This is a genomic window from Pseudomonas sp. MYb60 (assembly GCF_002979555.1).
Taxonomy (GTDB): Bacteria; Pseudomonadota; Gammaproteobacteria; order Pseudomonadales; family Pseudomonadaceae; genus Aquipseudomonas.
In genome coordinates this window covers 273015-299197 of sequence record NZ_PCOZ01000006.1, presented here as the reverse complement: position 1 = coordinate 299197, position 26183 = coordinate 273015, and the positions used below count along the sequence as shown (strand labels likewise).

The following is a 26183-nucleotide window of genomic DNA, read 5'->3' as shown; positions in this document are numbered from 1 at the left end:
CGGAACAATGGCGAGATAGACGTCTAACAAAACAGAGGTCGTCACAATGCTGCTCGCCACGTTGATCCACCGCGCCAGTCTTCCCTGCCCACAAGTAGGCCCCGACCAGGCCGCGCAGCTCCTTGGCCAGCACTACGGCATTGCTGGCACTTTGCAGTCATTGGGCAGCCAGCAAGACCTCAATTACAAAATCGATAGCGACCGCGGCCGCTTTGTTCTGAAAATCTGCCGCGGCGATTACGCCGCCGTGGAGTTGCACGCGCAACACGCTGCCCTCAATAGCCTGCAGGCCGTGCGCGTGCCCAAGGTCATCCCGGCCCTCAACGGCGATGAGCTGCTGACCGTGAACCTCGATGGCCAAACCCTGCACCTGCGGTTGCTGGACTACATCGACGGCCAGCCCCTGACCCATCTGCCTCACCTGGGGCGCGAGGTGATCGCCGGTTTCGGTGACCTGTGCGCACGCATGAGCCAGGCGTTGGCGGCGTTTGAGCATCCGGGCCTGGAGCGCACCCTGCAATGGGACCCGCGCCACGCGCTCGAGTTGATCGGCCACCTGCTGGCAACCCTGCCACAGCTGGCGCATCGCGCCGAGTTGGAGCGCGTGGCCGCGCAGGTCGAAACGCACCTGCGGCCCTTGGCGGATCAATTGCCCTGGCAGGCGGTACACATGGACATCACCGACGACAACGTGGTGTGGCAGCGTGACGCCCAGCGTCACTGGCAGGTCCAGGGCGTGATCGACTTCGGCGACCTGGTGCACACCTGGCGCATTGCCGACTTGTCGGTGACCTGCGCTGCGCTGTTGCACCATGCCGAGGGCGACCCGTTCGCCATCCTGCCGGCGATCCAGGCCTTTCACGCCGTCACCCCCTTGCAGCACGTGGAATTGCAGGCGCTGTGGCCGCTGATCGTCGCCCGCGCGGCGGTGCTGGTGTTGAGCAGCGAGCAGCAGCAGCGCCTGGACCCGGATAACACCTACCTGCTGAAAAACGCCGAGCATGAGTGGGAAATCTTCCATGTGGCGACCTCGGTGCCGTTCGAATTGATGGAAGCGGCGATTCTGTGCAGCGTCGGCCACGCGCCAAGCGCATTGGCCAACGAGGATTTCGCGCCGCTGTTGCCCGGGCTGGTGGGGCGAGAATTCGCATTGATCGATCTGGGCGTGCTCAGTCCGCATTTCGAGGCGGGCAATTGGGAGCAGGCCGGTGTTGATCAGCGCTTGTTGCAGGAAGCAGCGGCGGTACACGGCCTGGCGGCGAGCCGTTATGGGCAATACCGGTTGTCGCGGACCCAGCCGGACAGTGCCCGGGAGCCGCAGACGTTCCCGCTGCATGTCGAACTGCAGGTGCCCCTTGGCACGGTTGTCGAGGCGCCGTTCGCGGGCATCCTCCAAGGCGGCACCGACGGCGAAGTGCGTGTGAAAAGCCACGCGGCTACGGTAAGGCTGTGGGGCGTCCAAGCACAGCTGCCACCCGGCGCCGCCGTGCTCAAGGGCCAGGTGATCGGTGAGGTGTCGGGCCCGCTCACGGTGCAACTGTGCCGCACTGACCTTGCGGCGCCGCTGTTCTGCACCCCGGCCCGCGCGCCGGCGTGGCAAGCGTTGTGCCCATCACCGGCGGCGTTGCTGGGGCTGGCCTGCGACGCCGAACCCGAGCTGGATCCCGCAGCCCTGCTGGCCCGTCGCGATGCCAGCTTTGCCCGCTCGCAAAAGCATTATTACGTCGATCCGCCGCGCATCGAGCGTGGCTGGCGCAACCACCTGATCGACATGCAGGGCCGCTCCTACCTGGACATGCTCAACAACGTCGCCGTGCTCGGCCATGGCCACCCGCGCATGGCGGCGGTGGCGGCGCGGCAATGGTCGCTGCTCAATACCAACTCGCGGTTTCACTACGCGGCGATCGCCGAATTTTCCGAGCGGTTGCTGGCGTTGGCGCCAGAGGGCATGGACCGGGTGTTTCTGGTCAACAGCGGCACCGAGGCCAATGACCTGGCGATTCGCCTGGCCTGGGCCTACAGCGGCGGGCGCGACATGCTCAGCGTGCTGGAGGCGTACCACGGCTGGTCGGTGGCAGCGGATGCAGTGTCTACCTCGATTGCCGACAATCCCCAGGCGTTGAGCAGTCGCCCGGAATGGGTGCACCCGGTGACGGCGCCCAACACCTACCGGGGCGAGTTCCGCGGGCAGGACAGCGCGCCGGATTACGTGCGCAGCGTGGAACACAACCTGGCGAAAATCGCCGCGAGCAATCGCCAGTTGGCGGGCTTCATTTGCGAGCCGGTGTATGGCAACGCCGGCGGTATCTCCCTGCCGCCGGGGTATCTGCAACAGGTCTACGGGCTGGTCCGCGCCCAGGGCGGTGTGTGCATCGCCGATGAAGTGCAGGTGGGCTACGGCCGCATGGGGCATTTCTTCTGGGGCTTTGAAGAGCAGGGTGTGGTGCCGGACATCATCACCATGGCCAAGGGCATGGGCAACGGCCAGCCCTTGGGCGCCGTGATTACCCGTCGCGAGATTGCCGAGGCGCTGGAGGCCGAGGGGTATTTCTTCTCGTCGTCGGGGGGCAGCCCGGTGAGTTGCCGCATTGGCATGGCGGTGCTGGACGTGATGGAGGAAGAAAAGCTGTGGGAAAACGCCCAAGGGGTGGGCGGGCATTTCAAGGCGCGGTTGGAAGCACTGATCGAACGTCACCCCCTGGTGGGCGCGGTTCACGGCTCCGGTTTTTATCTGGGGCTGGAGCTGGTGCGCGACCGGCAAACCCTGGAGCCGGCGACTGCAGAAACCCAGCTGTTGTGTGATCGCCTGCGGGAATTGGGCATATTCATGCAGCCGACCGGTGATTACCTGAACATTCTGAAGATCAAGCCGCCGATGGTCACGTCCCGCCACAGCGTAGACTTCTTCGTCGACATGTTGTCGAAGGTACTGGATGAGCAGCTGTAATTTACCGATTGTTATCGGTAATCAACTGTCACATTCATCCGTTATTGTTTAAGTGAGCTTCTAAAGTCGATTTTTATCCGTTATAAAGTCGGCCTTTACCCATTCGGAGTCCTGATCGCCATGACCACCCTGCACAGCACCCCCCGCGCCGATGGCTTTTATATGCCTGCCGAATGGGCGCCACAAACCCAGACCTGGATGATCTGGCCCGAGCGTCCGGATAACTGGCGCCTGGGCGGCAAGCCTGCGCAAGCGGCGCATATTGCCGTGGCCAAGGCTATCGCACGTTTCGAGCCGGTCACCGTGGCGGTGTCCGCCGGCCAGTACGAAAACGCCCGTGCGCGCCTGGATGTGCCGAATATCCGCGTGGTCGAGATGTCCAGTGACGACGCCTGGGTCCGTGACACCGGCCCGACCTTCGTCATCAACAACAACGGTGAAGTCCGCGGTGTGAATTGGGATTTCAACGCCTGGGGTGGTTTTGACGGAGGTCTGTACGCGCCCTGGAACCGGGATTCCCAAGTGGGCGGCAAGATCCTCGAGATCGAGCGCACGTCGCGGTACCGCACCGAAGGTTTCGTGCTGGAAGGTGGCTCGATCCACGTCGATGGCGAAGGCACCCTGATCACCACCGAAGAATGCCTGCTCAACCGCAATCGCAACCCCCATTTGGATCGCGCCGCCATTGAGGCCGTGCTCAGCGCCAACCTGTCGGTGGACAAGATCATCTGGCTGCCGGATGGCCTGTTCAACGACGAAACCGACGGCCATGTGGATAATTTCTGCTGCTACGTGCGGCCCGGCGAAGTATTGCTGGCCTGGACCGACGACGCGCAAGACCCGAACTACGCGCGCTGCCACGCTGCCCTGGACGTTCTGCAAAGCAGCACCGATGCCAAGGGCCGCCCGTTCACGGTGCATAAAATGCCGATTCCAGGGCCGTTGTACGCCACCGAAGAAGAATGCGCAGGCGTTGACGCGGTGGACGGCAGCCAGGAACGCAATCCGAGCGTGCGCCTGGCGGGTTCCTACGTGAACTTCCTGATCGTCAACGGCGGCATCATCGCGCCAAGCTTCGATGACCCGCTGGACGCCCAGGCCAAGGTCATTCTGCAGGACCTGTTCCCGCAGCATGAAGTGGTAATGGTGCCGGGCCGTGAACTGTTACTGGGTGGCGGCAATATCCACTGCCTGACCCAGCAACAGCCGGCCCCGCACAAAAATTGAGTGCGGTTGTAACAGCACTGTGACGGTGAACGTTCGCTGACCGTTTCCAGCCGTTACCACCAGCCCGCGGCCCAGCAAGGTCGCGGGCTTTTTTGTGGCCGAATGCTGGTGAAATCAAGACGTTGGCATAGCTCTTGTAATGGCATTTGCCCAGTAGCCCAGGGTCATGACTGCGCAGTTCTGTCACAAACCTTGAGTAAGTTAGCCGCTCACGCAGCTGGAGAGAGCGCGAAAATGAATGCCGATATCAACCCGATGTACACGCGCACGTTCCACCCTTCACGGGTCGAGGGCGAGGCCATCCACGCGCTGGCGCTCTGGTTGAGGGAAAACGGCTCGCGGCGGATCCGGCAGCCGGACATGCGCAGCCTGGTGAGCGAACGCTACCCGGCGGGGTTGTTCACCGAAGATGAAGTGCACGCGCTGTGCGAGCTGATGAGTAGCTGAACCCCCCCAGTAAGGTTTGGGCTGCAGCCTGAAAAATATGTTGCGAGATGTGTCTTCCTGTCTTGGAAGAGACCTTTTTTGTCGCTTTCAGAATGTCGATAGGCCGTTGCTTAGAATTTTTTCGCCTAAATACAGACGATTCGCGAAATTGACACAAAGTTCAACCCATGACTAGGATTGCGCCCAACGCCTGTGGCTAACCGCCATGACTCATCCAATAAAAAAAGGCCCGCGGCAGATCACGTCGTCCGCGGGCCTTCTTTTATTCCGGAAAAAGTCGACACCAGATAAGCAACACGGAGCCCTGGTGTCACAGCGCGTACTCAAACAGAAATAAGGAATACAAGAAAATGTTGAAGCAACGGATGAGTCTGATCGCTCTGGGGATTTTGAGCGCATCGACAGCAATGGCTAACGACCAAGCGGAATCGAAAGGTTTCGTTGAGGACAGCCACCTGAACATCGCAGCACGTAACGCGTACATCAGCCGCGACTACAAGAACCACAACCAGGACAAAGCTGAATGGGGCCAAGGCTTCATCGGCAAATTCGAGTCCGGTTTCACCCAAGGCACCGTGGGTGTGGGTGTGGACGTCCTGGGCCAATACGCTATCCGTCTGGACGGTGGTAAAGGTCGCAGCGGCGCCGGCGGCATCGACTTCTTCAAGCAAGGCGACAGCGGTTCGGCCGCCAACGACCTGGCCAAGGGCGGCGCAGCGGTCAAGGCACGTATCTCCAACACCGTGCTGAAATACGGCCAACAGCTGCCGAACGTACCGGTGCTGGCCTATGACAGCGGCCGTCTGCTGGCGGAAACCTACGAGGGCACCTCGATCGTTTCCAAAGAGATCCAGGGTCTGCAATTGGACGCGGGTCACTTCACCAAGCAAGGCCGCAAGAGCGCCGAAGGCAGCGACAGCGGCCACCTGAAGAGCATCAACTACCTCGGTGGTAGCTACAAATTCACCGAGAGCCTGTCGGCTGCACTGTACGCCTCCGACATGGAAGACGTGCTGAAGAAGCAATACGTCAACGTGAACTACGTATTGGCCCTGCCAGAAAAGCAGTCGCTGACGTTTGACTTCAACGGCTACAAAACCAAGCTGGACAAAGATTTCGCCCAGTTGACCCAAGGCGATCAAGACGCCCGCGACAACAAGATCTGGAGCCTGGCGGCCACGTGGGCTGTTGGCCCGCACAGCTTCACCGTCGCTCACCAGCGCAGCACCGGCGACACCGGCTACCTGTACAGCGGCTACCGCCAGAACAACCGCAACAGCGGTATCGGCGACGGTGGCAACACCATCCTGCTGGCCAACTCCTACTGGTCCGACTTCAACGGCAAGGACGAGCGCTCCTGGCAAGCCGGCTACGGCCTGGACTTCAGCGCCTTCGGCGTGCCTGGCCTGAGCTACAACATCGCTTACGTGCGCGGCACCAACATTGACGACGGTTCCAACCGTGGCAATGGCACCGAGCGTGAGATCTTCAACCAGATCAAATACGTCGTTCAGAGCGGCCCGGCCAAAGACCTGAGTCTGCGTGCCCGTGCCTCGTGGTTGCGCGTTTCCGACAACGCCAGCAACTACAACATTGGCGGTAATGAACTGCGTCTGTTCGCCGACTACCCGATCAACGTTTTCTAATGTGATCGCAGGTCGCGCCTGAATCTCAGGCGATAAAAACCCCGACTGGTTCGGGGTTTTTTTATGCGTGTGATTCAGCCTTGGCGACTGTTCAGCACTTTGCGGGCGAGGGCCGCGTTCACGTACTCGAGCATGAGCGTCAGGCCTTCATAGGGTTCGAGCTTGCGGTTGTCGATGCACAGTTGCGCCATGTGCAGCAGCACCTGGCGTTTCTTCTTGTTGACCCGTGCACCGGGCACCCCGAACGCGGTCTTGCGCAGTTGCGGCAAGGGCGCCTCAGGTGTCAGTTGCAGCGTCACCCAGAGGCCTTGCATGAACTGCAGCGAGACCTCGGCGATGTGCTCGATGGGCAGTGGCGCGGCCAGGTTGGCGAACACAAAATGCTCGGGCGTCAGGCGCAATGCAGTCTGTGGTGCGCGTTTGAAACGACGGGCCCCCAGCCACAGATAACCCACCCCAATCAGGCACAACACCGCCCCCGCCCCAAAGGCCTCCAGCGCAGTCCCTTTCAAGCGTTCCGGTGCCAGCCACGGCCGGCTGACTGCCCACACGCCCAGCAGCAGAAACGGTATCGCCACCATCACCATAAACACCCCGCGTCGCCGTCCACCTTCGTGAAAGGCCTGTTCACCCAGGCCCGAGGCCGCCAGGGTTTCGAGCAAGTGAGTGTTTGCGCTGTTCTCCGTTATCGCCAGGTCGATCAAGTGCGCGGACACCTCCTCGCGCACGGCTGTTGGCGCGCTGAAGCAGCTGTCGATTTGCGCACTCGCCGCTGCAGCGTCCACACCGCGGGTGGCGCTGTGCACAGCGTCATCCAGCGACACATTCAATGCGCGCAGGCGTTCGCCGTTGGAGGGGTGGGAGTCGGTGGGGTGAGCCTGATGAACCGCCAGCGCCTCAGGCGGCACGTGCAGTTCGAGGCCTTGCAGGGCGGCCAGTACCGCGTCGATCAACTCGCCCTCGTTGGCGCCTTCAAGCTGCGTCGCCAATGCGTCATCGATAGGGGCGTGCAGCACCGACACGCGCAGCAACGCAGACGCGGCCGCGGCATGGCCCACCAGGCGCGCACCTGCCGCATCGGCCAGCAACTCGCGCTCACGGCTCCAGTGGTTCACGGCGTGATCGAAGTGCTGCATGAAAAACACGCCAAGGTCGAAGGACGGGCGCATCAGTCGCCCCTGGATCACATCGCTGGCCAGCATGGTCTGCGCCAGCGCCCCCAGGCTGCGATTGACACCATCGTAGATTGGCAGGAAACGCAGGCTGTATTCGGTGTCCTCGCCGGCAAAATGCGCCAGTTCATGGCCGATCACCGCGCCGATCTCCGCCGGGCTCAACACGCCAAGATGCAGCAGCGGCACGTGCAGGGTACGTCCGCGCAGGGCGGTGTTGGCAGGCAGCACCTCGGCGTCGCTGGAGGTGACGTAAAATTCCTGGGCCAGGCTCACCACGATATGGTCCGGCGGCAGCGCGCCCAAACCGTGTGCCAGCGTGTTGACCTGGCGCCACAACGGCGGCGCCTGTTCAGGCGTGACCACCGAGCCGAACAGGGCCATAGGCTCAGGCTTGAACATCGCCAACATGGCGCGCAGCTGTTTAAGCAACTGCCAGATCGAATACAGGCAGAACGCGGCCACTACGCCCAGCACCGCGATCAGCTTGACCTCACCGCTGCCCATCCGCCCGATGTGCCACAGCGCCAGGCCTTCGAAGCTCAGCACCAGCGCGACGGTCGCGGCCATTGCCACCACATGGCTCACCAGCACATACGGCAACAGTCGGCTGCCCAGGGAAAAACCCTGCAACAGCTTCTCCCGCGACTGCCGCGCCCGCCGTCCCGCCCAGTGGGTGCCGACCAATGCTGCCAGCCCGATGAATGCCGCCAACCCGCCGAAACCCATCACCCAGGGGGCCAGTGCCCGCATTGCACGGTTCACACGGTGGGCGGCAGGCAGTTCCGGTTCGATGCTTTCAAGTCGCGAGAGCGCCAGTTGAACGCCGATTTTTTCCTCGGGCAACTCGACCATGGCCGTCGGATCCTTGGCCGCCAGCGCCTGCAGCTGTTGTTTCGCAATGTCGACATGGATGTGATAGTCGATCAGTGCGGTGGATTTCACCTCGGCACGTTGGCGTTCCCAGCCACCCACAGCGGCCAGCAGCAACGGAAAAACCACCAACAGACACAACAGTTTCAGCGCGTTCATGGGCATCCGTTCACCACGCAAATTTGAGCAGCAGTTTTCCACTTTATGGCTATGCTTGCGAAATCATCAACGGTGTCCTGTGGATGGAATCGCACTGGGGGCAACGCTGAATTTATGTCAAATAAATGACGACCATGATTGGATATTTACCGTTTGGCGGCAGACAAGACAATACGTTGACAGTTCCAGACGGATCCAACATTATTTGCGTCGATTTTGATGGCTCTAAGCCATTAAAATGGCATTAAATGACGCAGATTCGTCCCGTGCTGTTTTGCTTAAAGATGTAGGGATGTTGCGGCTTGTCCAGGGTTGGCCAAGCAGCGTTGATCAGTTTACCCAATAAACGCTGTCACCTTATTAGCAGGCCTGCTGTTTAGCATCTGCACTTGTGTCTTTAGGAAGAATACTTCATGGCAGTAGGACGAATTCTGGTTACGGGTGGTGCAGGTTTCATTGGGTCTCATCTGGTAGATGCTTTGCTTGGCAAAGGCTACAAGATTCGCGTACTGGACAATTTGTCGACCGGCAAGGTGGCCAACCTTCCCGTCGGTAATCCTGACCTGGAGCTGGTGATCGGTGACGTGGCCGACAGCGCCGTCGTGGAGCAGGCCATGCGCGATTGCAGCGCCGTGGTGCACTTGGCTGCAGTGGCATCGGTGCAGGCCTCCGTGGATGATCCGGTTGCGACCCACCAAGCCAACTTCGTCGGCACGCTCAACGTTTGCCAGGCCATGCTCAAGGCCGGCGTAGTGCGTGTGGTGTTTGCGTCCAGCGCAGCCACTTACGGCAACAACGGCGAAGGCACTGCCATCGTCGAAGACACGCCAAAATTCCCGCTGACGCCTTACGCCAGCGACAAGTTGGCCAGCGAGTATTACCTGGACTTCTACCGTCGCGAACACGGGCTGGAGCCGGTGATCTTCCGCTTCTTCAATATCTTCGGTCCACGCCAGGACCCATCCTCGCCTTACTCCGGCGTGATCAGCATCTTCACCGAGCGCGCGCAGGCGAAAAAGCCGATCACCGTATTTGGTGACGGCGGCCAGACTCGCGACTTCGTATACGTGCAGGATCTGGTCAGCATCCTTGTCCAGGCGGTCGAGGCCAGCAAGCCGGCGCCAGGCGCAATCAACGTTGGCCTCAGCCGCTCCACCAGCCTCAACGATCTGATCGCTGAACTGGGTGAAGCCACGGGCACTCCGTTGAACGTGACCTACCAGGCGCCACGTCAAGGCGACATTCGCCATTCGCGCGCCGACAACACCCGTTTGCTGGAACGCTTCGAACTGACGGAGCCGACGTCCATCGGCCAGGGTTTGGCGCAGCTTTTGCGTAGTTTGTAATCCGCCGGCCACCCAGTCCGGCGACAACGCAGTATCGGCTCAGTCATTTTCAAGAGTGAATTATGGAAATCGTTTTTCGCAGGACGCGTGTCCGCGCAATCGCTGAGCGGCTGCTAGCTGCTCTTGCTCTGTTTGTCGGTGTGCCGGCGGTGCATGCCGCTGCGTTGTCAGCCCCGACCAGCGTTGCTTTCTGGTACGCCGACCAGCCGCCGATTCCAGAGCTGTCGCAGTTCGATTGGGCGGTGGTCGAGCCAGGCCATATGACGCCAGCCAAGGTGAAAACCTTGCGCACAATGGGCAGCCAGCCATTTGCCTACCTGTCCATCGGTGAGTTCGACGGCAACAAAGCCGAAGTCGACAAGGCCGGGTTGAGCAAAGCGATCTCGCCCGTGCGCAACGACTCCTGGAACAGCCAGGTGATGGACCTCACCTCGCCAGCCTGGCGTGAGCATCTGTTCGGTCGCGCCAAGGCATTGGAAGCGCAGGGCTATGCAGGTTTGTTTCTCGACACACTCGACAGTTTCCAATTGTTGCCTCCGGCTTCCCGAGAAGCCCAGCGCGTGGGGCTGGCCAGTTTGCTGCGTGAGTTGCACAAGCGTCAGCCCAAGCTGAAGCTGTTCTTCAACCGTGGCTTCGAAGTGTTGCCAGAACTGGACGGCGTGGCGGCTGCGGTCGCGGTCGAGTCGATCCATGCCGGCTGGGATGCTTCTGCCAAACGCTACCGTCCGGTGTCCGAGTCCGATCGCCAATGGCTTGAAACGCACTTGCAGCCGCTGCGCGCCAAGGGTGTGCCGCTGGTAGCGATCGACTACTTGCCACCTGAGCGTCGCGAAGAAGCGCGCAAACTTGCCAAGCGTCTGCGTGATGAAGGGTTCATCCCGTACATCAGCACCCCTGATCTCAATACCCTGGGTATCAGCAGCATCGAAGTACAGCCCCGTCGCATTGCGCTGGTCTTCGACCCGCGCGAAGGCGCGCTGGAAGACACCGCCGGTCACAGCAACCTGGGCGGGCTGCTGGAATACCTCGGCTACCGGGTCGACTACCTGCCCGCCAACAGTGACCTGCCGCAGTACAGCTTCAGCGGCTTGTATGCCGGCGTAGTGACCTGGATGACCAGTGGCCCGCCCCAGGATGCACCGGCGTTCAACCGGTTTATCAATGCGCGCCTGGATGAGCAGGTGCCGGTGGTTTTTTTCAGCGGCCTGCCGGTTGAAGACAAACTGCTGCTCAAACGCCTGGGCCTCAAGCGCGATGTGCCTCCTCCCACCCAGGTGCTGACCATCACGCATCAGGACAAAGCCTTGTTGGGCTCGTTCGAAGCGCCGGTGGTACCGCGCTCCCGCGACCTGGCCTCCGTCTCGGTATTGCCCAACGGCCCGACGCCGGCATTGTCTTTGAGCGGTGCCGGCGGCGCTGTTTTCAACCCGGTGGTGGTCGGCAAATGGGGCGGCCTGGCACTGGCGCCTTATCTGCTGGAAATCAACAACGAGCGTAGCCGCTGGATCCTCGACCCATTCGCCTTCCTCCAGGCCAGCCTGCGCCTGCCGGCCCAACCGCGCCCGGACACGACCACCGAAAACGGCCGTCGCATCGCCACCGTGCACATCGACGGTGATGGCTTTCCATCGCGCGCCGAAGTGAAGGGCACGCCTTACGCTGGTCGCCATACGCTGGACGACTACATCAAGCCCAACCCTTTCCTGACCTCGGTGTCGATCATCGAAGGCGAAATCTCGCCGCACGGTGCGTTCCCTTTCCTGGCTCGCGAGCTGGAGCCGATTGCGCGCGAAATCTTCGCCAACCCCAAAGTCGAAGTGGCCACGCATACCTATAGCCACCCCTTTTTCATGCAGCCGGAAAAAGCCAAGAAGCGCGAAAACTTCAACCCGGAATACGGCTTGAACATGAAGATCGCGGGTTACAACAAGATTGATTTTCGCCGAGAGATTTTCGGTTCGCGCGACTACATCAACCAGAACCTGACCACCCCGGAAAAGCCGGTGAAGCTGGTGTTCTGGCCCGGTGACGCGCTGCCCTCTTCGGACACCATCAAGCTGGCCTATGACGCCGGCTTGAAAAACGTCAACGGTGCCGAAACCATCATGACCAAGGCCGATCCCTCGCTGACCGGCCTTAATCCGTTGTTGCGGCCTACGCCGGGCGGGTTGCAGTACTACGCGCCTATCATCAACGAAAACCTGTACACCAACCTGTGGAAGGGCCCGTACTACGGTTTTCGCGAGTTGATCGAAACCTTCGAATTGACCGACTCGCCGCGCCGCTTGCGGGGCCTGCACCTGTACTACCACTTCTACTCCAGCACCAAGCAAGCCTCGATCAAGGCCATGCACGAGATCTACGGCTATATGCGTGAGCAGCAGCCGATTTCGTTGTGGATGAGCGACTACCTCGACCGCCTGCACGGTCTCTACCAGTCCAGCCTGGCGCGTACCGCCGATGGCGCCTGGCAGATTCGTGGCATGGACGCCCTGCGTACCGTGCGCCTCGACCCGCAAATGGGCTGGCCTGATCTGCTCCAGTCAAAAGGCGTTGCCGGCGTGCGCGACTTGCCGCAGGGGCGTTATGTCGCCTTGAGCAGCGACAGCGCATTGCTGGTGCTGCGTGCCGACAGAGACCCGCGCCCGGCGCTGGAAGAAGCCAACCTGCCTTTGCTGGACTGGCGTTACCTGGATGATCGTCGCGTGAGCTTTGCCTTTGCTGGTCAGTTCGACCTGTCCTTCTCTGTGCGCTCGGCAACTGCCTGCCGTGTGGAAGTGGATGGACAACGTTTTGCGGGCAAGGCTTCGGCTGGCCTGTGGACTTTTCAATTACCTATGAAGCAGGTGAGTAATGGTCAACTCCTCTGCAACTAAAAACAGCCGCCTGCTCAATCCCTGGGCCCTGGCGGTCGTCGCGGTTGCCGTGGGAGGTCTGCTGTGGGCGACCTTCCAGCGTGAAGAAGTATTCCAACCCGACGGACGTGAGCCCGATGCCGTGTCGGCCAACTATGCCGAGCTGTTGCTGACGGCGCATCCGGATGACGATCGCCTGCGTTTGCAACTGGTCGACTTGCTGATTCGTCTGGGCGACTACGACAAGGCGCGCCAGCACCTGGAAGCGTGGCCCAAGCCGCAGCCGGAAACCCAGGCTTACTACCGGCTGGAACTCGATGCCCTGGTGGCCGCGAGCGGCAAGGACCTGATCGCCCAGCAGGCGCTGGTCGAGCGCTTGCAGAGTTTCGATCACCGCAAACTGGCCGTGCCGCAGTTGCAGAGCCTGGCGAAGCTGGCGCTGGAGTTGCAGGCCCCGGCGTTTGCCGCCAGCGTTTTTGAAGAAATCGCCGGGCGCGATCCGTCGCAACACACCCAGGCGCTCAAGTCCGCTGCCCAGTGGTACCTGGCGGGCGAGCAACCTGCGCGCGCTGCAGACATCTACCTGCAGCTCAAACGTGATGCCCAGCAACCTGGCGAGCGGCGAGAGTACGCGCAGCTGGCGTTCAACAGCCTGTTGAGCGCCGGCCGCGACGCGCAGGCCGCCCAGGTGCTGTCCGACGAATTGCCTCAGCTCACCAATGCGCAAACCGATGCGGCATGGCTGGAACAAGGTGTCGATGTGGCCGTGGCCACCAAGCAGTTCGAGCTTGCCCAGCGTGTACTCAAACAATGGCACGCGCTGCAGCCGGACAACCCGAAGATTGCGCTGAAAGAATTCCATGTACGCCTGGCGATCAACGACCTGGCGGGCGCATGGGAGACGGGTCAGCAACTGGCTGTGGATTACCCGGACGACACCGAACTGCTGGAGCAAATGGCCCGCCTCGGCGAATGGCGTGGCGATAATGCTGCGGCGCTGGGCTACTGGATTCGCCTGCTCAAGCTGCAGGAAGATCCCAAGACCCGTGAACATGCGTGGCGCCTGGCCAGCCAGCAGTTCGACTTTGACCGTTCGATTCCGTTGTTGGCCGAGATCATGGAGCAGCGCGCGCTCACCGATATCGAGCTGGACGCGCTGATCTACGGTCATGAATCCCGTGGTACGCCTGAAGAGGCCGAAACCTGGCTGCGTACCTATTTGCGCAAATACCCGGCGCACCGCCTGGCGTGGACCCGCTTGCTGCAGAACCTGGAAAACACCGGGAAGTTTGTCGCCAAGGGCAAGGTGTACCAGGACTATTCCAAACGCTTCAAGCTGACCACCACCGAGCAGGTCGACTGGGCCGGCACCTACATGAAGCTGTTCGACGAACAGGCCGCGTGGGAAGTGATGAAGTCGGACGACCCTTCCATCAAGGATCCGGAGTATTGGCACACCCGTGCGGCCCTGGCCTGGGACCTTGAGCGTGATGAAGACCTGCGTGTGTCACTGGAGCATCTGCTGGCTATCAACGGCAAGCTGACCAGTGGCGATGAGAGCCAGTTGATCACGCTTTACCGGACCAGCGATCCGCAGCGCGCACTGGCATTGATGGTCGCCAGCTGGCACCGCGCGCAAGACCCGCAGCGCCTGGTGGAGGCGTTGCAGCTTGCCCAGGAACTGCAAGAGTGGGATCAGGTGGTCGACCTGTTGGACGACGCCAAGCGATACCCCGAGGCCTACCAGCAAGCACAGGTTTTGGCCGTGCGTGGCGCCCTGGCTATCGAGCAGGGCGACACGGCTGAAGCGGAGCGTTTGTACTTGCAGGGTCTGGAACTGTACCCGGCTGACAACCTGTTCCGCGAACGCCTGACCTGGCTCTACGTTGACCAGGCCGATGCGGCGAAGCTCAAGCCACTGCTGACCAAATGGCGTGCCTACGCTCGCGAAGACCGCTTGCTGTGGCTGCCGTTTGCCAGTGCCAGCCAGCTGTTGGGGCGTGATGCAGAGGCCTTGGCCTGGTATCGCATGTACCTCAAGCTCAGCCCCAACGACTGGTTGGTGCAGGCGGCATACGCTGACGCATTGGAAACGTCGGGCTACCAGGATGCTGCCCAGCGCCTGCGCTTGAAACTGCTGCGCAGCCCCGAAGCCGACAACCTGCAACCGTCGTCCCAGCGTTATGCGATCTGGCTGCGCCTGATGTCCAGCAGCTACTCGCCGCGCAAGGCCCAGCAGGAATTGCTCAAGTGGAAGGACGGTTCGCCGTCGATGAAACAGCTGTGGTTCGAACGCCTGCTGGCTCGCCTCGACGCGACCAACCAGCAAGCGCAGAAAGACGACTGGCTGGCCTGGGCTCGCACCCAGGGCCTCAAGGTCGACCGGTACGAGCAGATCCAGGAAGCCCTGCGCAGCCGCAATAAAGACCAGGTCGAGACGCTGCTGGCCAGCAGCGACCTGAACCCGGCGCAGCGTGCCCAGGCACTCAGCCGTTTGGGTCGCACCAATGAAGCGCTGGAAACCAGCCTGTCTGCATTGGGTGACGACCAGCCGGATTCGGTGAATGAACAGCTGCGTCGCCAGGCCGTGGAGATCCACGAAAGTACGCCGCAAGGCGCCCTGCTGTCCTACCAGAAGCAGGACTTCGGTGGCCTGTCGTTTGATTCGCCGCGCCTGCAAATCGCCCATAACCTGGGTGACAAGTGGTACGCCGACTTTGAGGCGGAGCACGGTAAATACAAAGGCGACGACATCATCTCGTCGCGGATCGGTGACGAGAGCAACGCCGCGCTGACCCTGGTGCGCGCGGTGGAAAACGGCAGCTGGAAATTGTTCGCCGATACCAGCCAGCGCAAGGACGACGACCGCAATGGCCTGGGCCTGTCGCGCATGTGGCAGCTGGGCAACAGCCATCAGATCGAGACGGGCCTGGACTGGCACCGCAAGAGCGACGACAGCGGCCTGATGCGCGCTTTCGGCCAGCAGGACCGCGCCTGGGTGGGCGGTCGTCACGGCCTGACCGCACGCGACCAGTTGAGCTGGGAAGTGGCGCAACGTTCGTTCTCGACCCGTGCGGGTGATTCGCTGGGGACTGGCCACGCGGTGAAGCTGGAACTCAACCACACGCTGGAATTCGCCGGGCCTAACTGGACGGTGCGCAGCGGTGTGGACTACCAGAAGAACAGCGTGAACGATCGCAACCTGGATTACCTCGCCAGTGAGAGTGCTTTCAAAGGCCCGGTCAAAGTACTTGTCGATCAGGACGATCCCCAGACGGTGACATCCGGCGATCTGCTGCAAAGCCGCTACGGCCAACTCTACGTCGGCACCTCCTGGCGCCGCGGCATACCGGGCGCCCTGGTGCGCAGCAAGCCGCAGTACACCTGGCTGGTGGACATGACAGCGGGCTGGCAATGGATCGACCAAACCTTCAACTACGGCATCAACACGGGCATCGGCTTCGAAGTGCTGGGTGATGACGAACTGGCCCTGACCTTCGGTTACCAATCTGCGCCACAGGGCGGGGATGGCCAGTCCGGCGGCACACTGGGTATGAGCTACGGCGTGCGTTTCGGGCGCTGATTACAGAATCTACGGGAGAAAAACCTATGCAAGCAATTCGTAACCTGAGCCTGGCTCTGACAGTACTGTTCGTCGCCGGTTGCTCGAGCTTCACCAGCGATACCAGCCCGAACCTGTCGCGCAATGCCAAATGGGGCATCGTGCCGATGGTCAACTATTCGCAAACCCCGCAAGCCGGTGAGCGCAGCGAGCAGATCCTGCTCAGCGTGCTCAACAGCCATGGCGTCAAGGCGCGGGTCTACCCAACCAGCACCCAGGGCGAACAAGCCCTGATGGACGACAACGAGCGCTTGACCGGTGCCCTGGAGTGGGCGCGCGAGCAGCGCCTCGACTACGTCGTCTCCGGCAGCGTGGAAGAGTGGCAATACAAGAACGGCCTGGACGGCGAGCCTGCGGTCGGCGTCAGCCTGCGCGTCCTCGACGCCAAGGACGGCACCGTCCTCTGGAGCAAGAGCGGCGCGCGCGCCGGCTGGTCCCGTGAAAGCCTGGCGGGCAATGCTCAGACGGTAATCGACAAACTTGTTGGCGCCCTTCGGTTCGAGTGAACGCAATGAATTCTCCACACATGGATTACAGCCTGGCGCCTCGCGCCAGCGGGCCGGTGTCTTGGCTGGAAACACTACTGGTAACGGGGTTGGCCATTGGCCTGGGCTTCTGGCTCACTCCCGACGACCCGTTGCAGATGCACAGTGGTTTCCCGTGGCCGATTCTGGCGCCGCTGCTGTTGGGTGTGCGTTACGGTTTTGTGCGCGGCCTGTTCAGCGCCGTGCTGCTGGTGGCGGCGCTGTTCGTGCTGCGCTACACCGGGCATGAAGGTTATACCCAGCTTGAGCCGTCGTTCATCGTCGGTGTGCTGGTGTGCGGGATGCTGGTGGGTGAGGTTCGCGACCTGTGGATGCGCCGCCTGGAGCGTCTGCAGATGGCCAACGAATACCGTCAGTACCGTCTCGACGAGTTCACCCGTGCCCACCAGATCCTGCGCGTCTCCCACGACCTGCTGGAGCAGCGTGTGGCCGGCAGCGACCAGAGCCTGCGCAGCTCCCTGCTGGGCCTGCGGGAAAAACTGCGTGGTCTGTCGGTTGAAGGCGATGCCCTCAGCGAGCTGGCCGAACCCATCGTAGCGATGCTCGGCCAGTACGGCGCCCTGCGTGTGGCCGGCCTGTACCGCGTCGACGAATCCGGCAAAAGCGTCCTGCCCCAGGCCCTGGCGATGATCGGCGTGATGGGCCCGCTGGGCACCGAAGACGGCCTGATCAAGCTGTGCCTGGAGCGTGGCGAACTGGTGAGTGTGCGTCAGGAACTGATCGACTCGGGTAACTCCGCGCGGTTCTCGTCGTTGCAGGCGTGCATTCCGTTGATCGATGCCGAAGGTCAGCTGTTGGCGATCCTGGCCGTTCGGCAGATGCCGTTCTTCGCCTTCCAGGACCGCACCTTGAGCCTGCTGTCGCTGCTCGCCGGCCATATCGCCGACCTGTTGCGCCGCGACCCGCAAGTGCTGAGCCTGCCGGACGCCGATGCGCAGCAGTTCACCCTGCAACTCAAACGCTCGTTGGTGGATGTGGAGCAGCACAAACTGCCGGCCAGCCTGTTCGCGTTCGAAATCACCCGCACCAACGACGAGCTGACGCGCCTGATGGAGCGCAGCCAGCGCGGCCTGGACCTGCACCTGCCGGTGCGTAACAGCCGCGACCACCACGTGTTGCTGGTGCTGTTGCCACTGACCAGCCCGGAAGGCACCCAAGGCTACCTGGCGCGCATGGGTATGTTGCTGCACGAGCACTTCGGTATCGACACTGACTTTGAGAGCCTGGGTGTGCGGGTAATGCCTTTCAACCTGGAGCCTGGCTGTGATCGCAACGGGCTGCGTAACTTCCTTTACAACGAGTGTGGCCTGAATGATCAGCAAGTGGCTGTTTAGCGGAGCCTTGTTGTTAGAGGCGGGCAGCTGGGCCAGTTTGTGGCTCAATGCGCCGGAGTTGCACCAACTGCTGGTGTTCATCTTCAGTCATGGCCTTGCCTGCCTGATGCTATGCGGCGCTGTCTGGCTGTTGCTGCCGGCGCGTTACCGCGCGCCCTTGCCGTGGAGCCCGCTGTTCATTTTCAGCCTGGCGTTCTTCGTCCCCGTGATCGGTACCCTGGGCGTGGTGGCGGCGATTTTCCCGGCCCTGTACCTGCCGCGCAAACGCGACCAGCAAGCCTGGCAGGCCGTGGGTATCCCGGACTTGCCGTTCCGCGCACAGGCGCAGATGCGCTCGCCGATCTTCGCCGATGGCGGTTTGCAGGACGTGTTGCGTCATGCTCCCGACCCGGATCAGCGCCTGGCGGCGTTGCTCGCGACCCGTCGCATGCCGGGCAAGGACGCGGTGCCGATCCTCAAACTGGCCCTGGGCGACCCCAGCGACGACGTGCGCCTGTTGGCGTACTCGATGCTCGACAAGCAAGAAAGCGACATCAACCTGCATATCCAGATGGGCCTTGAGCAATTGGCCCATGCCAGCGCCGGTGCGGCCGGCCCGGTGCACAGCATGCTGGCGCGCTGGTATTGGGAGCTGGCCTACCTGGGCCTGGCTCAGGGCAGCGTGCTGGAGCACGTGCTCAACCAAGCCAGCGAACACGCCGAGAAAGGCCTGGCGGCAGGCGAGGGCGGTGAGTTGATCCTGCTGGCCGGGCGTATTGCCCTGGAGCGCGGCGAGAACGAACGCGCCGAAACGCTGTTGCACGAGGCTGAACGCAATGGCCTGGGGGCGGCACAACTGCTGCCGTTCCATGCCGAACTGGCGTTCGAGGCCGGCCGTTATCACGAAATCCCCGGGTTGCTTGCCAGCCTTCCGGAAAAAACCCGCCGGCGGCCACCGTTCGCCGAGCTGGTGAGGAGCTGGAATGAATCATAAGGAAGCCGCACCGACCGCCGACATCTGCCTGCTGCTGGAAGGCACCTGGCCCTATGTGCGTGGCGGCGTATCGAGCTGGATCCACCAGATGATCCTCGGCCTGCCGGAACTGACCTTTTCGGTGATGTTCATCGGCGGCCAGCGCTCGGCCTACACCTCGCGCCGCTACGAAGTGCCGTCCAACGTCCTGCACATCGAAGAAGTGTTCCTCGAGGATGCCACGCACCCTGTTGACGTGAACACCACGCCGCGCGACGCCGACCCGCAGCAGTTGGCCGATCTGTACCGCTTCCTGCATCACCCGGACCAGCCCGAGCGCGAGCTGGGTGAGCGCCTGCTCAACAACATCGCCGAAGGCCATCTGACCCTCGACGACGTGCTGCGCAGCCGCGCCAGTTGGGAGACCCTCAGCGAAGGCTATCGCCAGCACTGCGCCGACCCGTCCTTCGTCAACTATTTCTGGACCCTGCGCTCGTTGCAGTCGCCACTGCTGATGCTCGCCGAAGCCTCGCGCAAAATGCCGCGGGCGCGGGTGCTGCACTCGATCTCCACCGGTTACGCCGGGTTGCTGGGGTGCATCCTCAAGCATCGCTGGAAGTGCACCTACCTGTTGAGCGAGCACGGCATCTACACCAAGGAGCGCAAGATCGACCTGGCCCAGGCCACGTGGATCGCCGAAAGCTCCGGCCAGGCACTCAACCGCAGCCTCGACGGGGGTTCGGGCTATATCCGTACCCTGTGGGTGCGTTACTTCGAACGCATCGGCCAGTTGGCTTACAACAGCGCCGACAACATCATCGCCCTGTATGACGGCAACCGTCAGCGTCAGATCAAGGACGGCGCCGACCCGGCCCGCACCCAACTGATCGCCAACGGTATCGACCTGTCGCAGTGGGCCAGCGCCATGGAAACCCGCGAGCCGGGCATCGCGCCGGTGGTGGGCCTGATCGGGCGTGTGGTGCCGATCAAGGACGTGAAGACCTTTTTGCGGGCCATGCGCGGTGTGATCAGCGCCATGCCGCACGCCGAAGGCTGGATCGTCGGCCCGGAAGAAGAAGACCCGGAATACGTCAGCGAATGCCGCAGCCTCATGGCCAGCCTGGGCCTGGAGGGCAAGGTGCACTTCCTCGGCTTCCAGCGCATCCAGGACATCCTGCCGAAACTCGGCCTGATGGTGCTCACCTCGATCAGTGAGGCCCAGCCGCTGGTGATCCTCGAAGCCTGGGCCGCCGGTACGCCGGTGATCAGCAGCGACGTGGGTTCCTGCCGTGAGCTGATCGAAGGCGGCAGCGCCGAAGACCGTGACCTTGGCCTCGCCGGCAAGGTGGTGGCGATCGCCGACCCGCAGGCCACCTCGGCCGCGATCCTCGAGCTGTTGCGCAGCCCCGACCGCTGGAAGGCTGCACAGGCCAGCGGCTTGTTGCGGGTCAACCGTTACTACACCGAAGCCTTGATGCTGCAGCGCTACCGCGACCTGTACCAGGCAGCCATGGAGAACAGTTAAATGGCCGGTATTGGCTTCGAACTGCGCAAGATTCTGTCGCGCGACTCATACACCGCCACCCTGCACGCCTACGTGTATGCCGGCCTGATCAGCTCCGGGCCGTGGGTGCTGTCGATCATCAGCGTGATGCTGGTGGGTATCATCAGCCTGGGCCTGTTGCTGCCCAACGCGCTGGTGGGGCAGTTCCTGGTGACGGTGACGTACCTGATGGCCAGCTCGTTGATCCTGACGGGCGGCCTGCAGCTGTTCTTCACGCGCTTCGTGTCCGACCAGTTGTTTGAACACAAGTACGAGCAGATCCTGCCCAACCTGCTGGGCATCCTGCTGATGGTCACGGTCGGCGCCGGAGTACTGGGCGTCATCGTGCTGGCCACCCTGTTCGACCAGCCGCTGATCTACCGGGTGCTGGTGCTGTCGAACTTCGTGGTGCTGTGCAACCTGTGGCTGGTGATCATCTTCCTGTCGGGGATGAAAAAATATAACCGCATCCTCATGGTGATGGTGGTGGGCTACTCGCTGATGGTGGTGAGTGCCTACCTGCTGAGCTTCCTGAAGATGCCCGGCCTGTTGCTGGCGTTGCTGATCGGACACGGCAGCCTGCTGTTCCTGTACCTCTACGACATCCTGCGCGAATACCGTGCCGAGAAGATGATTGCGTTCGACTTCCTCAATCGTCGCAACGTGTTTCTCAGCCTGCTGGTGACCGGGTTCTTCTACAACTTCGGCATCTGGGTGGACAAGATCCTGTTCTGGTTCAACCCCGGCACCTCCAACGCGGTCATCGGCCCGCTGCGCGCCTCCATCCTGTACGACATGCCGATCTTCATCGCCTACCTGGCGATCATCCCCGGCATGGCCGTGTTCCTGGTGCGCATCGAGACCGACTTTGCCGAATGGTACGACCGCCTGTTCCGTGCCATCCGTGACGGCGAGACCCTGCAACACATCGGCTCGCTGAAAACCGAAATGACCCTGTCGATCCGCCAGGGCCTGCTGGAAATCTGCAAGGTCCAGGGCCTCACCGTGGTCCTGCTGTTCCTGTTCGCCCCACGCCTGCTGGAGTGGATCGGCATCTCCAGCTACTACCTGCCGCTGTTCTACATCGACCTCATCGGCGTGAGCATCCAGGTGGTATTCATGGCCCTGCTCAACGTGTTCTTCTACCTCGACAAACGCCGCGTGGTGCTGGAGCTGTGCGTACTCTTCGCCGTCCTCAACGCCGGCCTGACGCTGCTCAGCATGCACCTGGGGCCTAGCTTCTTTGGGTATGGGTTCACGCTGTCGCTGCTGGTGTGCGTGCTGCTGGGGCTGGCGCGACTGTCGTCGGCGCTGGAGGATCTGGAGTACGACACGTTTATGCTGGCGCGGTGATGGGCGGGTAGGGATGTGAAGAAGGCACTTTTCCGGTGGGGGAAGTGCCTTTTTTTGTGGGGGGGTGGGGCTAGACCTACTGACTTGTAATCAGTAGGTCCCGGGTTCGACTCTTGGTGCCGCACCATACAAGGTTCCAGAGAAAGCTTTCAAAATCTCTGGAACCCCCGAAAAACCCGCCTTCTGGCGGGTTTTTTCGTTTTGGGGTTCTGTCGGTTTCCGCTGGCTGATCATGAACTGGTGGAGCCGTTGTCTGGAGGCCAACCAACAGGAGCATGGTTCCCCGCACGAATGTGCAAACCAGACCCGGACGAACGTCACGCGGCTCAAGGCGAAAGCCGCTTGAGGGAGCAGACCGTTAGCTCACCTCTCGTCCTGCCCGCTAATGTACGCTTTGTACGCCTGCCTTTCATGAGTCGGCTTGGACGGAAATGCCAACTGAATCTGCCTGCTTTTCACCATTCCATTCAAGCGCTGGCAAAAAGATAATCCGTGGACGTGGCAGCAGAAGCACCTCGTGTAGTTTTCAAATCACCACCTGAATGGGCATGCGGAATGGACACACTATTATTTCGTGTTGACGGTGCGCTTGCTTACGAAACGGTTAGGAACGTCGTGGCAATGCTGCCATTAGATGAGTCTGGAGGATGTACTTCGTACTCGCTTTGCGCCCCGTCACCACTTGGTACGAGGGCGTTGCCGCGTATGGAATACCCCAAGGATCTGAAGGCGGTCACCGCGCACCCGATAGGGGATGAGGTAGGACCAATTGGGCACCGCCCATTCACGCGTATTTTTGACTCGGCCCTCACGGCCCATCGCGGGAAACCGGACCAGTTTGTCTACGCTGGCGAAAATCGAATCTGAGAAATCATCAGCAGCCTTGGGATTTTCAAGGGCTATAAAGCTTGCTTCGTCTTCCAGGTTTTTGAGGGCTTTTTCAAGCCACTCAACCCGCATTCTTGCTCCAGCGGCGGGCGCGCATTGCCGCAACTTGGTCATCGGTAGCGAATTTACCTTCATCAGCCTCTTCTACCGCCAGTTCAATCTGCGCAGTCAACGCTCTCTCGTGCTCGATGTAGTCGCGAAGCACATCCATCGCCAGATAGCTCACGGTTTGGCCATTCGTCTTAGCCAGATCGGAGAGCGAGTTCGAAAGGTCTTCCGGCAGGTTCAGTAATATCCCGGTCATGGCAGCCTCAATGGTGAGCGGTTAATGAACATCTTACACCGACAAGAGCTCACCTGGATTAGCAGATCGTCGCGACGATATTTCACAATTTTTCGCAATAGGGCCTGAGAACCCGGCAAGATGCAGGCGCACCAAGCGCCCCCAAAACCCGATTTGCAGGCGGTCTTTTTCGTCTGGCACTTCGTGCAATGGCGGCTGTGCGTGGGAGACCTTCGGGTCTGCCGGGTTCCTGTATCTCCGGTTTCTCAGCCTGCGCACAGCTGCCACCTTCACCGCATCGGCTTCAGATTTTTTCCAAAGACGTCGCAGTATGCAGCCGTCTTTTGATCCGGCGCCGCCCGCAGGTAATCGGGCTTTTAGCTGTCATTTCTGAGCGTTCCGTCTTTCACAAAACAAGCACGCCGAGCCCGTCGGCGGGAGGGGGAAAAGTGCTTTTTCTGGGGTAGTTTTTCTACCGATCAAAAAGTCGAGAGCGTTATCACCCTTGCATTTCGCCGGCTGGATCAACCTCAAGGTTATTGCAACAATATGCTGGATGTATAAACAGTAATTGGTAGCCTTCCCCTTGAGGAATCTCGTCGATGAATGACCTCCCAGCGTCAAGATCTCTCACAACAATGGTTGGCTCTACTGAATGATGAACGTGCGTTGCTTTTGCACGCAGGTCAGCACCATAAAAAATTGGTTGATGAAGCCAACGCGTTGCACCGGGCTCAGATAATTAATCAGGCTGAACTCGGTGATTTACTTGAGCAGGCAGACGGCGCCCTGGCTTATGCCGTGGAGGCTCTGCTGGATGAAGGCTATGGCGAGTAGGCAGGATCTTCCATGCATATGCTGATTACGCCTATGCGCTGCAAAGGCGTAGCTTTAACCGCGCAGGAACGGCGACGCTACAATGCAATCAGGGGTGACGTTCTGGTTTCTGCCAGCGCGTGTAACGAACTCGGCCGCAGCTCGAATGTTGCGTGTATGCGGGTCGGTATGCCTTTGGAGCCGGAATCATTGCCCCGGCTGTTGGATGCGACGTTATCCGGGATGGCCTCGACGGGCTTTGTATTGAGCGGTATTGAGTACATTGAAGGCTGCGCGTATGCGCAATCTTGGTGGTGCCGGCTAGGCTAGCTGCGGGAAGGACAGGATATCTAAAGAGTTGCCGGATTATGGGTGGTGTTTCCTTGGGAGTTACCAGTAATCAGGTTTAACCGCTGGTTTCTTGCGTGTGGGTACCCGAGAGGGGAGTTGGTGATTTGCAAGTTCAACCTCGGTCACCACATGGCGCATCCAATCGGCATACTGCTTGAGGGAGCCAGGTACCGTGCGTTGGACGCCTTCGCGGTGCGGCAGGATAACCCCTATGCGAAGCTCAGGAAAATCCTCCCGAAGCGCTCTCAAAGCGGGTGTCATGTCCGTATCGCCAGAAACCAGGACGATTTGCAGAGTGCGCTCCTCAGGCGGTAAGCGTTCTTCGCGACATGCAAGGCGATACATGCTGATGGCAATGTGGACGTCTGTTTCCTTTTCCTCTAGCTTCCAGACTTCGACTTGGTCTGCTCTGGACGCAGGTGTTTCCTTATTGATGAAGCGCGGTGCCTTGCCTGACTCAAGCTGATGGCGTCCATAAAACACCTGTACGTCACGCGCAATCAATGCGCGTAGATATGAGTCTTGGGCTTCTTTGGATGCTATCCCGCGGCTGGCGAGTGATGGCTTCACGCCGGAGGTGAAGAAGCTGATGGTGTTGATCGTGTTGTCGGGATGCTCAACGCGAACGATATGTGCCAGCAGCGCGGGGAGGTCGAGCCATTTGTATGGCGTGCCCGCAAGGAGGCCATAAAAGAGGTTGTATCCATCTACAAAGCAGGCTGTACGCAAGAATGAATCCTTAGAAACGAAAAAACCGGCACAAGGGCCGGTTTTTTCACCCCAACGGCCAGAGAACTGAATCACTGCGTACGGGGCTGAGTAGTGGATTAATGATGGACATCGTTGCCGTCGATGTCAACTGCTTAGCTATTGCTAAGCTTGATCGCAGCCGACCATCGAATAGCCGCAAACAAAAAAGAACCGGAGACGCGGTAGCATGTCGCTACGCGCATTTTTACTCAATGTACGCCTCCAAGACGAACGGCGGGAAATCGTGAGATCGTGTTACGAACCGCGATTGGACTGCTTCGATAAGGTTGATTCATGGGCATTACAGATTGGGCTTCGATCACTTCGTGCGTAATCTCGGCCGTTGTATTCGGTCTTTCCTATTGGGCATGGGCACAGACACGAAACTCGATGAGCCTTTACTTAGGCAACGATGGAGCGGGTCTGTATCTGGACCTAAAAAACAACAGTCCCCATGCTGTGACCGTTACCGTTTGGTGATTGCTACAAAAAGTTTGGCGAGGCTGTGGAGGCTGTGAAGTTGGATCTGCCGGTGGGGCAGCTAACGCATGTGCTGCGGCATACGTTCGCCAGTCATTACATGATGAATGGCGGGGACATCATCACGCTTCAGCGGGTCTTGGGGCATGCATCGCTGGCGATGACGATGAAGTATGCGCATTTCAGTCCTGGGCATTTGGCAGAGGTGGTTACGTTGAATCCGTTGACTGTGGTGCAGTCTGGCAGGATGGCGAAGCGGGGAGAGTCGGATCGCGCTTCGGAGACCGTCAATGCTGATCACTTTCGTGAACCGGCAGATTTGGCTGGTGCGGGTTGTAAGACTGGTGTCGAGCTGAGTGAGGCGTCGTAGAGGACGAAGCGGGGGTTGAGGCAAGCAGCCCTGGTTTTCAAGTGTGGACACTTTTTGGGCATTCTTGCCGAAAACGCAGTGCGAGTTTTTGAAGTTTCCCAAACCCCAGAAACCACAAAGCCCCGCATTGCGGGGCTTCGAGATATGGTGCCGGCACCAGGAGTCGAACCCGGGACCTACTGATTACAAGTCAGTTGCTCTACCAACTGAGCTATACCGGCGTG

18 protein-coding genes, 1 tRNA gene and 1 pseudogene are annotated in these 26183 nt (G+C 60.7%); 15 read left to right on the top strand and 5 right to left on the bottom strand.

What is annotated here, in order from left to right; all coding sequences use genetic code 11:
* Nucleotides 1-46 precede the first annotated feature (46 nt).
* The 4 genes from CQ041_RS12890 (at nt 47) to CQ041_RS12875 (ending at nt 6267) form a co-directional block, all read left to right on the top strand.
* On the top strand, nt 47-2947 hold the full coding sequence (locus tag CQ041_RS12890; RefSeq protein ID WP_105522203.1) for an aminotransferase: 2901 nt from the start codon (nt 47-49) through the stop codon (nt 2945-2947).
* Between the two features lie 120 nt (nt 2948-3067).
* The gene (aguA, locus tag CQ041_RS12885) at nt 3068-4174 is read left to right on the top strand and encodes an agmatine deiminase (RefSeq protein ID WP_105522202.1); all 1107 of its coding nucleotides are present in this window, start codon (nt 3068-3070) and stop codon (nt 4172-4174) included.
* Between the two features lie 234 nt (nt 4175-4408).
* Nucleotides 4409-4621 carry a hypothetical protein gene (locus CQ041_RS12880; RefSeq protein WP_105522201.1) on the top strand — a complete coding sequence of 71 codons (213 nt, stop codon included), beginning with the start codon at nt 4409-4411 and terminating at the stop codon, nt 4619-4621.
* A 350-nt stretch (nt 4622-4971) separates the two neighbouring features.
* Nucleotides 4972-6267 carry an OprD family porin gene (locus tag CQ041_RS12875; RefSeq protein ID WP_105522200.1) on the top strand — a complete coding sequence of 432 codons (1296 nt, stop codon included), beginning with the start codon at nt 4972-4974 and terminating at the stop codon, nt 6265-6267.
* A gap of 74 nt (nt 6268-6341) precedes the next feature.
* On the opposite strand, the gene CQ041_RS12870 is transcribed toward CQ041_RS12875, so the two are convergent.
* The gene (locus CQ041_RS12870) at nt 6342-8471 is read right to left on the bottom strand and encodes a M48 family metallopeptidase (RefSeq protein WP_105522199.1); all 2130 of its coding nucleotides are present in this window, start codon (nt 8469-8471) and stop codon (nt 6342-6344) included.
* Nucleotides 8472-8884: 413 nt separating this feature from the next.
* Here CQ041_RS12870 and CQ041_RS12865 point away from each other — a divergent pair, with 413 nt between their 5' ends.
* The 8 genes from CQ041_RS12865 to pelG all read left to right on the top strand — a co-directional run bounded on the left by CQ041_RS12865 (nt 8885) and on the right by pelG (nt 22021).
* Nucleotides 8885-9817, top strand: coding sequence for an NAD-dependent epimerase/dehydratase family protein (locus CQ041_RS12865; RefSeq protein WP_105522198.1), 933 nt, complete (start codon nt 8885-8887; stop codon nt 9815-9817).
* A gap of 62 nt (nt 9818-9879) precedes the next feature.
* Complete coding sequence (locus CQ041_RS12860) at nt 9880-12693, top strand: bifunctional glycoside hydrolase 114/ polysaccharide deacetylase family protein (protein ID WP_105522197.1); 2814 nt, start codon at nt 9880-9882, stop codon at nt 12691-12693.
* Nucleotides 12671-16255, top strand: a complete 3585-nt coding sequence (locus tag CQ041_RS12855) for a tetratricopeptide repeat protein (RefSeq protein WP_105522196.1) — start codon at nt 12671-12673, stop codon at nt 16253-16255. Before CQ041_RS12860 ends, CQ041_RS12855 begins: the two co-directional genes overlap by 23 nt.
* Nucleotides 16256-16281: 26 nt before the next feature.
* Complete coding sequence (locus CQ041_RS12850) at nt 16282-16800, top strand: penicillin-binding protein activator LpoB (protein ID WP_105522195.1); 519 nt, start codon at nt 16282-16284, stop codon at nt 16798-16800.
* 5 nt (nt 16801-16805) lie between these two features.
* Nucleotides 16806-18173: a PelD GGDEF domain-containing protein gene (locus tag CQ041_RS12845; RefSeq protein WP_240995238.1), complete on the top strand. Its 1368-nt coding sequence runs from the start codon at nt 16806-16808 to the stop codon at nt 18171-18173.
* Nucleotides 18151-19146: a HEAT repeat domain-containing protein gene (locus tag CQ041_RS12840; RefSeq protein ID WP_105522193.1), complete on the top strand. Its 996-nt coding sequence runs from the start codon at nt 18151-18153 to the stop codon at nt 19144-19146. The genes CQ041_RS12845 and CQ041_RS12840 overlap by 23 nt, the downstream gene beginning before the upstream one ends.
* Entirely contained in the window at nt 19136-20650 is a 1515-nt protein-coding gene (pelF, locus tag CQ041_RS12835; protein WP_105522192.1) for a GT4 family glycosyltransferase PelF, read from the top strand. Before CQ041_RS12840 ends, pelF begins: the two co-directional genes overlap by 11 nt.
* Nucleotides 20651-22021: an exopolysaccharide Pel transporter PelG gene (pelG, locus tag CQ041_RS12830; RefSeq protein ID WP_105522191.1), complete on the top strand. Its 1371-nt coding sequence runs from the start codon at nt 20651-20653 to the stop codon at nt 22019-22021. It begins immediately after the preceding gene.
* Nucleotides 22022-22696: 675 nt separating this feature from the next.
* Here the strand turns inward: pelG and CQ041_RS12820 are convergent.
* Together CQ041_RS12820 and CQ041_RS12815 are read right to left on the bottom strand one after the other, a co-directional pair.
* Nucleotides 22697-22981: a type II toxin-antitoxin system RelE/ParE family toxin gene (locus CQ041_RS12820; RefSeq protein WP_105522190.1), complete on the bottom strand. Its 285-nt coding sequence runs from the start codon at nt 22979-22981 to the stop codon at nt 22697-22699.
* Nucleotides 22971-23213 (bottom strand): CopG family ribbon-helix-helix protein, encoded by a 243-nt coding sequence (locus tag CQ041_RS12815; protein WP_105522189.1) that lies wholly within the window; start codon nt 23211-23213, stop codon nt 22971-22973. The genes CQ041_RS12820 and CQ041_RS12815 overlap by 11 nt, the downstream gene beginning before the upstream one ends.
* Before the next feature lie 585 nt (nt 23214-23798).
* On the opposite strand from CQ041_RS12815, the gene CQ041_RS12810 reads away from it, so the two are divergent.
* Together CQ041_RS12810 and CQ041_RS26555 are read left to right on the top strand one after the other, a co-directional pair.
* Complete coding sequence (locus CQ041_RS12810; protein WP_105522188.1) at nt 23799-24029, top strand: hypothetical protein; 231 nt, start codon at nt 23799-23801, stop codon at nt 24027-24029.
* 12 nt (nt 24030-24041) lie between these two features.
* The gene (locus tag CQ041_RS26555) at nt 24042-24338 is read left to right on the top strand and encodes a hypothetical protein (RefSeq protein WP_105522187.1); all 297 of its coding nucleotides are present in this window, start codon (nt 24042-24044) and stop codon (nt 24336-24338) included.
* 60 nt (nt 24339-24398) lie between these two features.
* Here CQ041_RS26555 and CQ041_RS12800 read toward each other — a convergent pair whose 3' ends face one another.
* Nucleotides 24399-25088 carry an NYN domain-containing protein gene (locus CQ041_RS12800; RefSeq protein WP_105522186.1) on the bottom strand — a complete coding sequence of 230 codons (690 nt, stop codon included), beginning with the start codon at nt 25086-25088 and terminating at the stop codon, nt 24399-24401.
* 514 nt (nt 25089-25602) lie between these two features.
* Here CQ041_RS12800 and CQ041_RS26550 point away from each other — a divergent pair.
* Nucleotides 25603-25959 (top strand): annotated as a pseudogene (locus tag CQ041_RS26550) (tyrosine-type recombinase/integrase); the annotation flags it as partial.
* Between the two features lie 145 nt (nt 25960-26104).
* Here CQ041_RS26550 and CQ041_RS12790 read toward each other — a convergent pair.
* Nucleotides 26105-26180: transfer RNA gene (locus tag CQ041_RS12790), tRNA-Thr, on the bottom strand.
* Between the last annotated feature and the right edge of the window lie 3 nt (nt 26181-26183).

Bases quoted from the DNA above. Each gene is read 5' to 3' on its own strand.
- CQ041_RS12890 (WP_105522203.1), top strand. From the start codon at position 47: ATGCTGCTCGCCACGTTGATCCACCGCGCCAGTCTTCCCTGCCCACAA.
- aguA (WP_105522202.1), top strand. From the start codon at position 3,068: ATGACCACCCTGCACAGCACCCCCCGCGCCGATGGCTTTTATATGCCT.
- CQ041_RS12880 (WP_105522201.1), top strand. From the start codon at position 4,409: ATGAATGCCGATATCAACCCGATGTACACGCGCACGTTCCACCCTTCA.
- CQ041_RS12875 (WP_105522200.1), top strand. From the start codon at position 4,972: ATGTTGAAGCAACGGATGAGTCTGATCGCTCTGGGGATTTTGAGCGCA.
- CQ041_RS12870 (WP_105522199.1), bottom strand. From the start codon at position 8,471: ATGAACGCGCTGAAACTGTTGTGTCTGTTGGTGGTTTTTCCGTTGCTG.
- CQ041_RS12865 (WP_105522198.1), top strand. From the start codon at position 8,885: ATGGCAGTAGGACGAATTCTGGTTACGGGTGGTGCAGGTTTCATTGGG.
- CQ041_RS12860 (WP_105522197.1), top strand. From the start codon at position 9,880: ATGGAAATCGTTTTTCGCAGGACGCGTGTCCGCGCAATCGCTGAGCGG.
- CQ041_RS12855 (WP_105522196.1), top strand. From the start codon at position 12,671: ATGGTCAACTCCTCTGCAACTAAAAACAGCCGCCTGCTCAATCCCTGG.
- CQ041_RS12850 (WP_105522195.1), top strand. From the start codon at position 16,282: ATGCAAGCAATTCGTAACCTGAGCCTGGCTCTGACAGTACTGTTCGTC.
- CQ041_RS12845 (WP_240995238.1), top strand. From the start codon at position 16,806: ATGAATTCTCCACACATGGATTACAGCCTGGCGCCTCGCGCCAGCGGG.
- CQ041_RS12840 (WP_105522193.1), top strand. From the start codon at position 18,151: ATGATCAGCAAGTGGCTGTTTAGCGGAGCCTTGTTGTTAGAGGCGGGC.
- pelF (WP_105522192.1), top strand. From the start codon at position 19,136: ATGAATCATAAGGAAGCCGCACCGACCGCCGACATCTGCCTGCTGCTG.
- pelG (WP_105522191.1), top strand. From the start codon at position 20,651: ATGGCCGGTATTGGCTTCGAACTGCGCAAGATTCTGTCGCGCGACTCA.
- CQ041_RS12820 (WP_105522190.1), bottom strand. From the start codon at position 22,981: ATGCGGGTTGAGTGGCTTGAAAAAGCCCTCAAAAACCTGGAAGACGAA.
- CQ041_RS12815 (WP_105522189.1), bottom strand. From the start codon at position 23,213: ATGACCGGGATATTACTGAACCTGCCGGAAGACCTTTCGAACTCGCTC.
- CQ041_RS12810 (WP_105522188.1), top strand. From the start codon at position 23,799: ATGACCTCCCAGCGTCAAGATCTCTCACAACAATGGTTGGCTCTACTG.
- CQ041_RS26555 (WP_105522187.1), top strand. From the start codon at position 24,042: ATGCATATGCTGATTACGCCTATGCGCTGCAAAGGCGTAGCTTTAACC.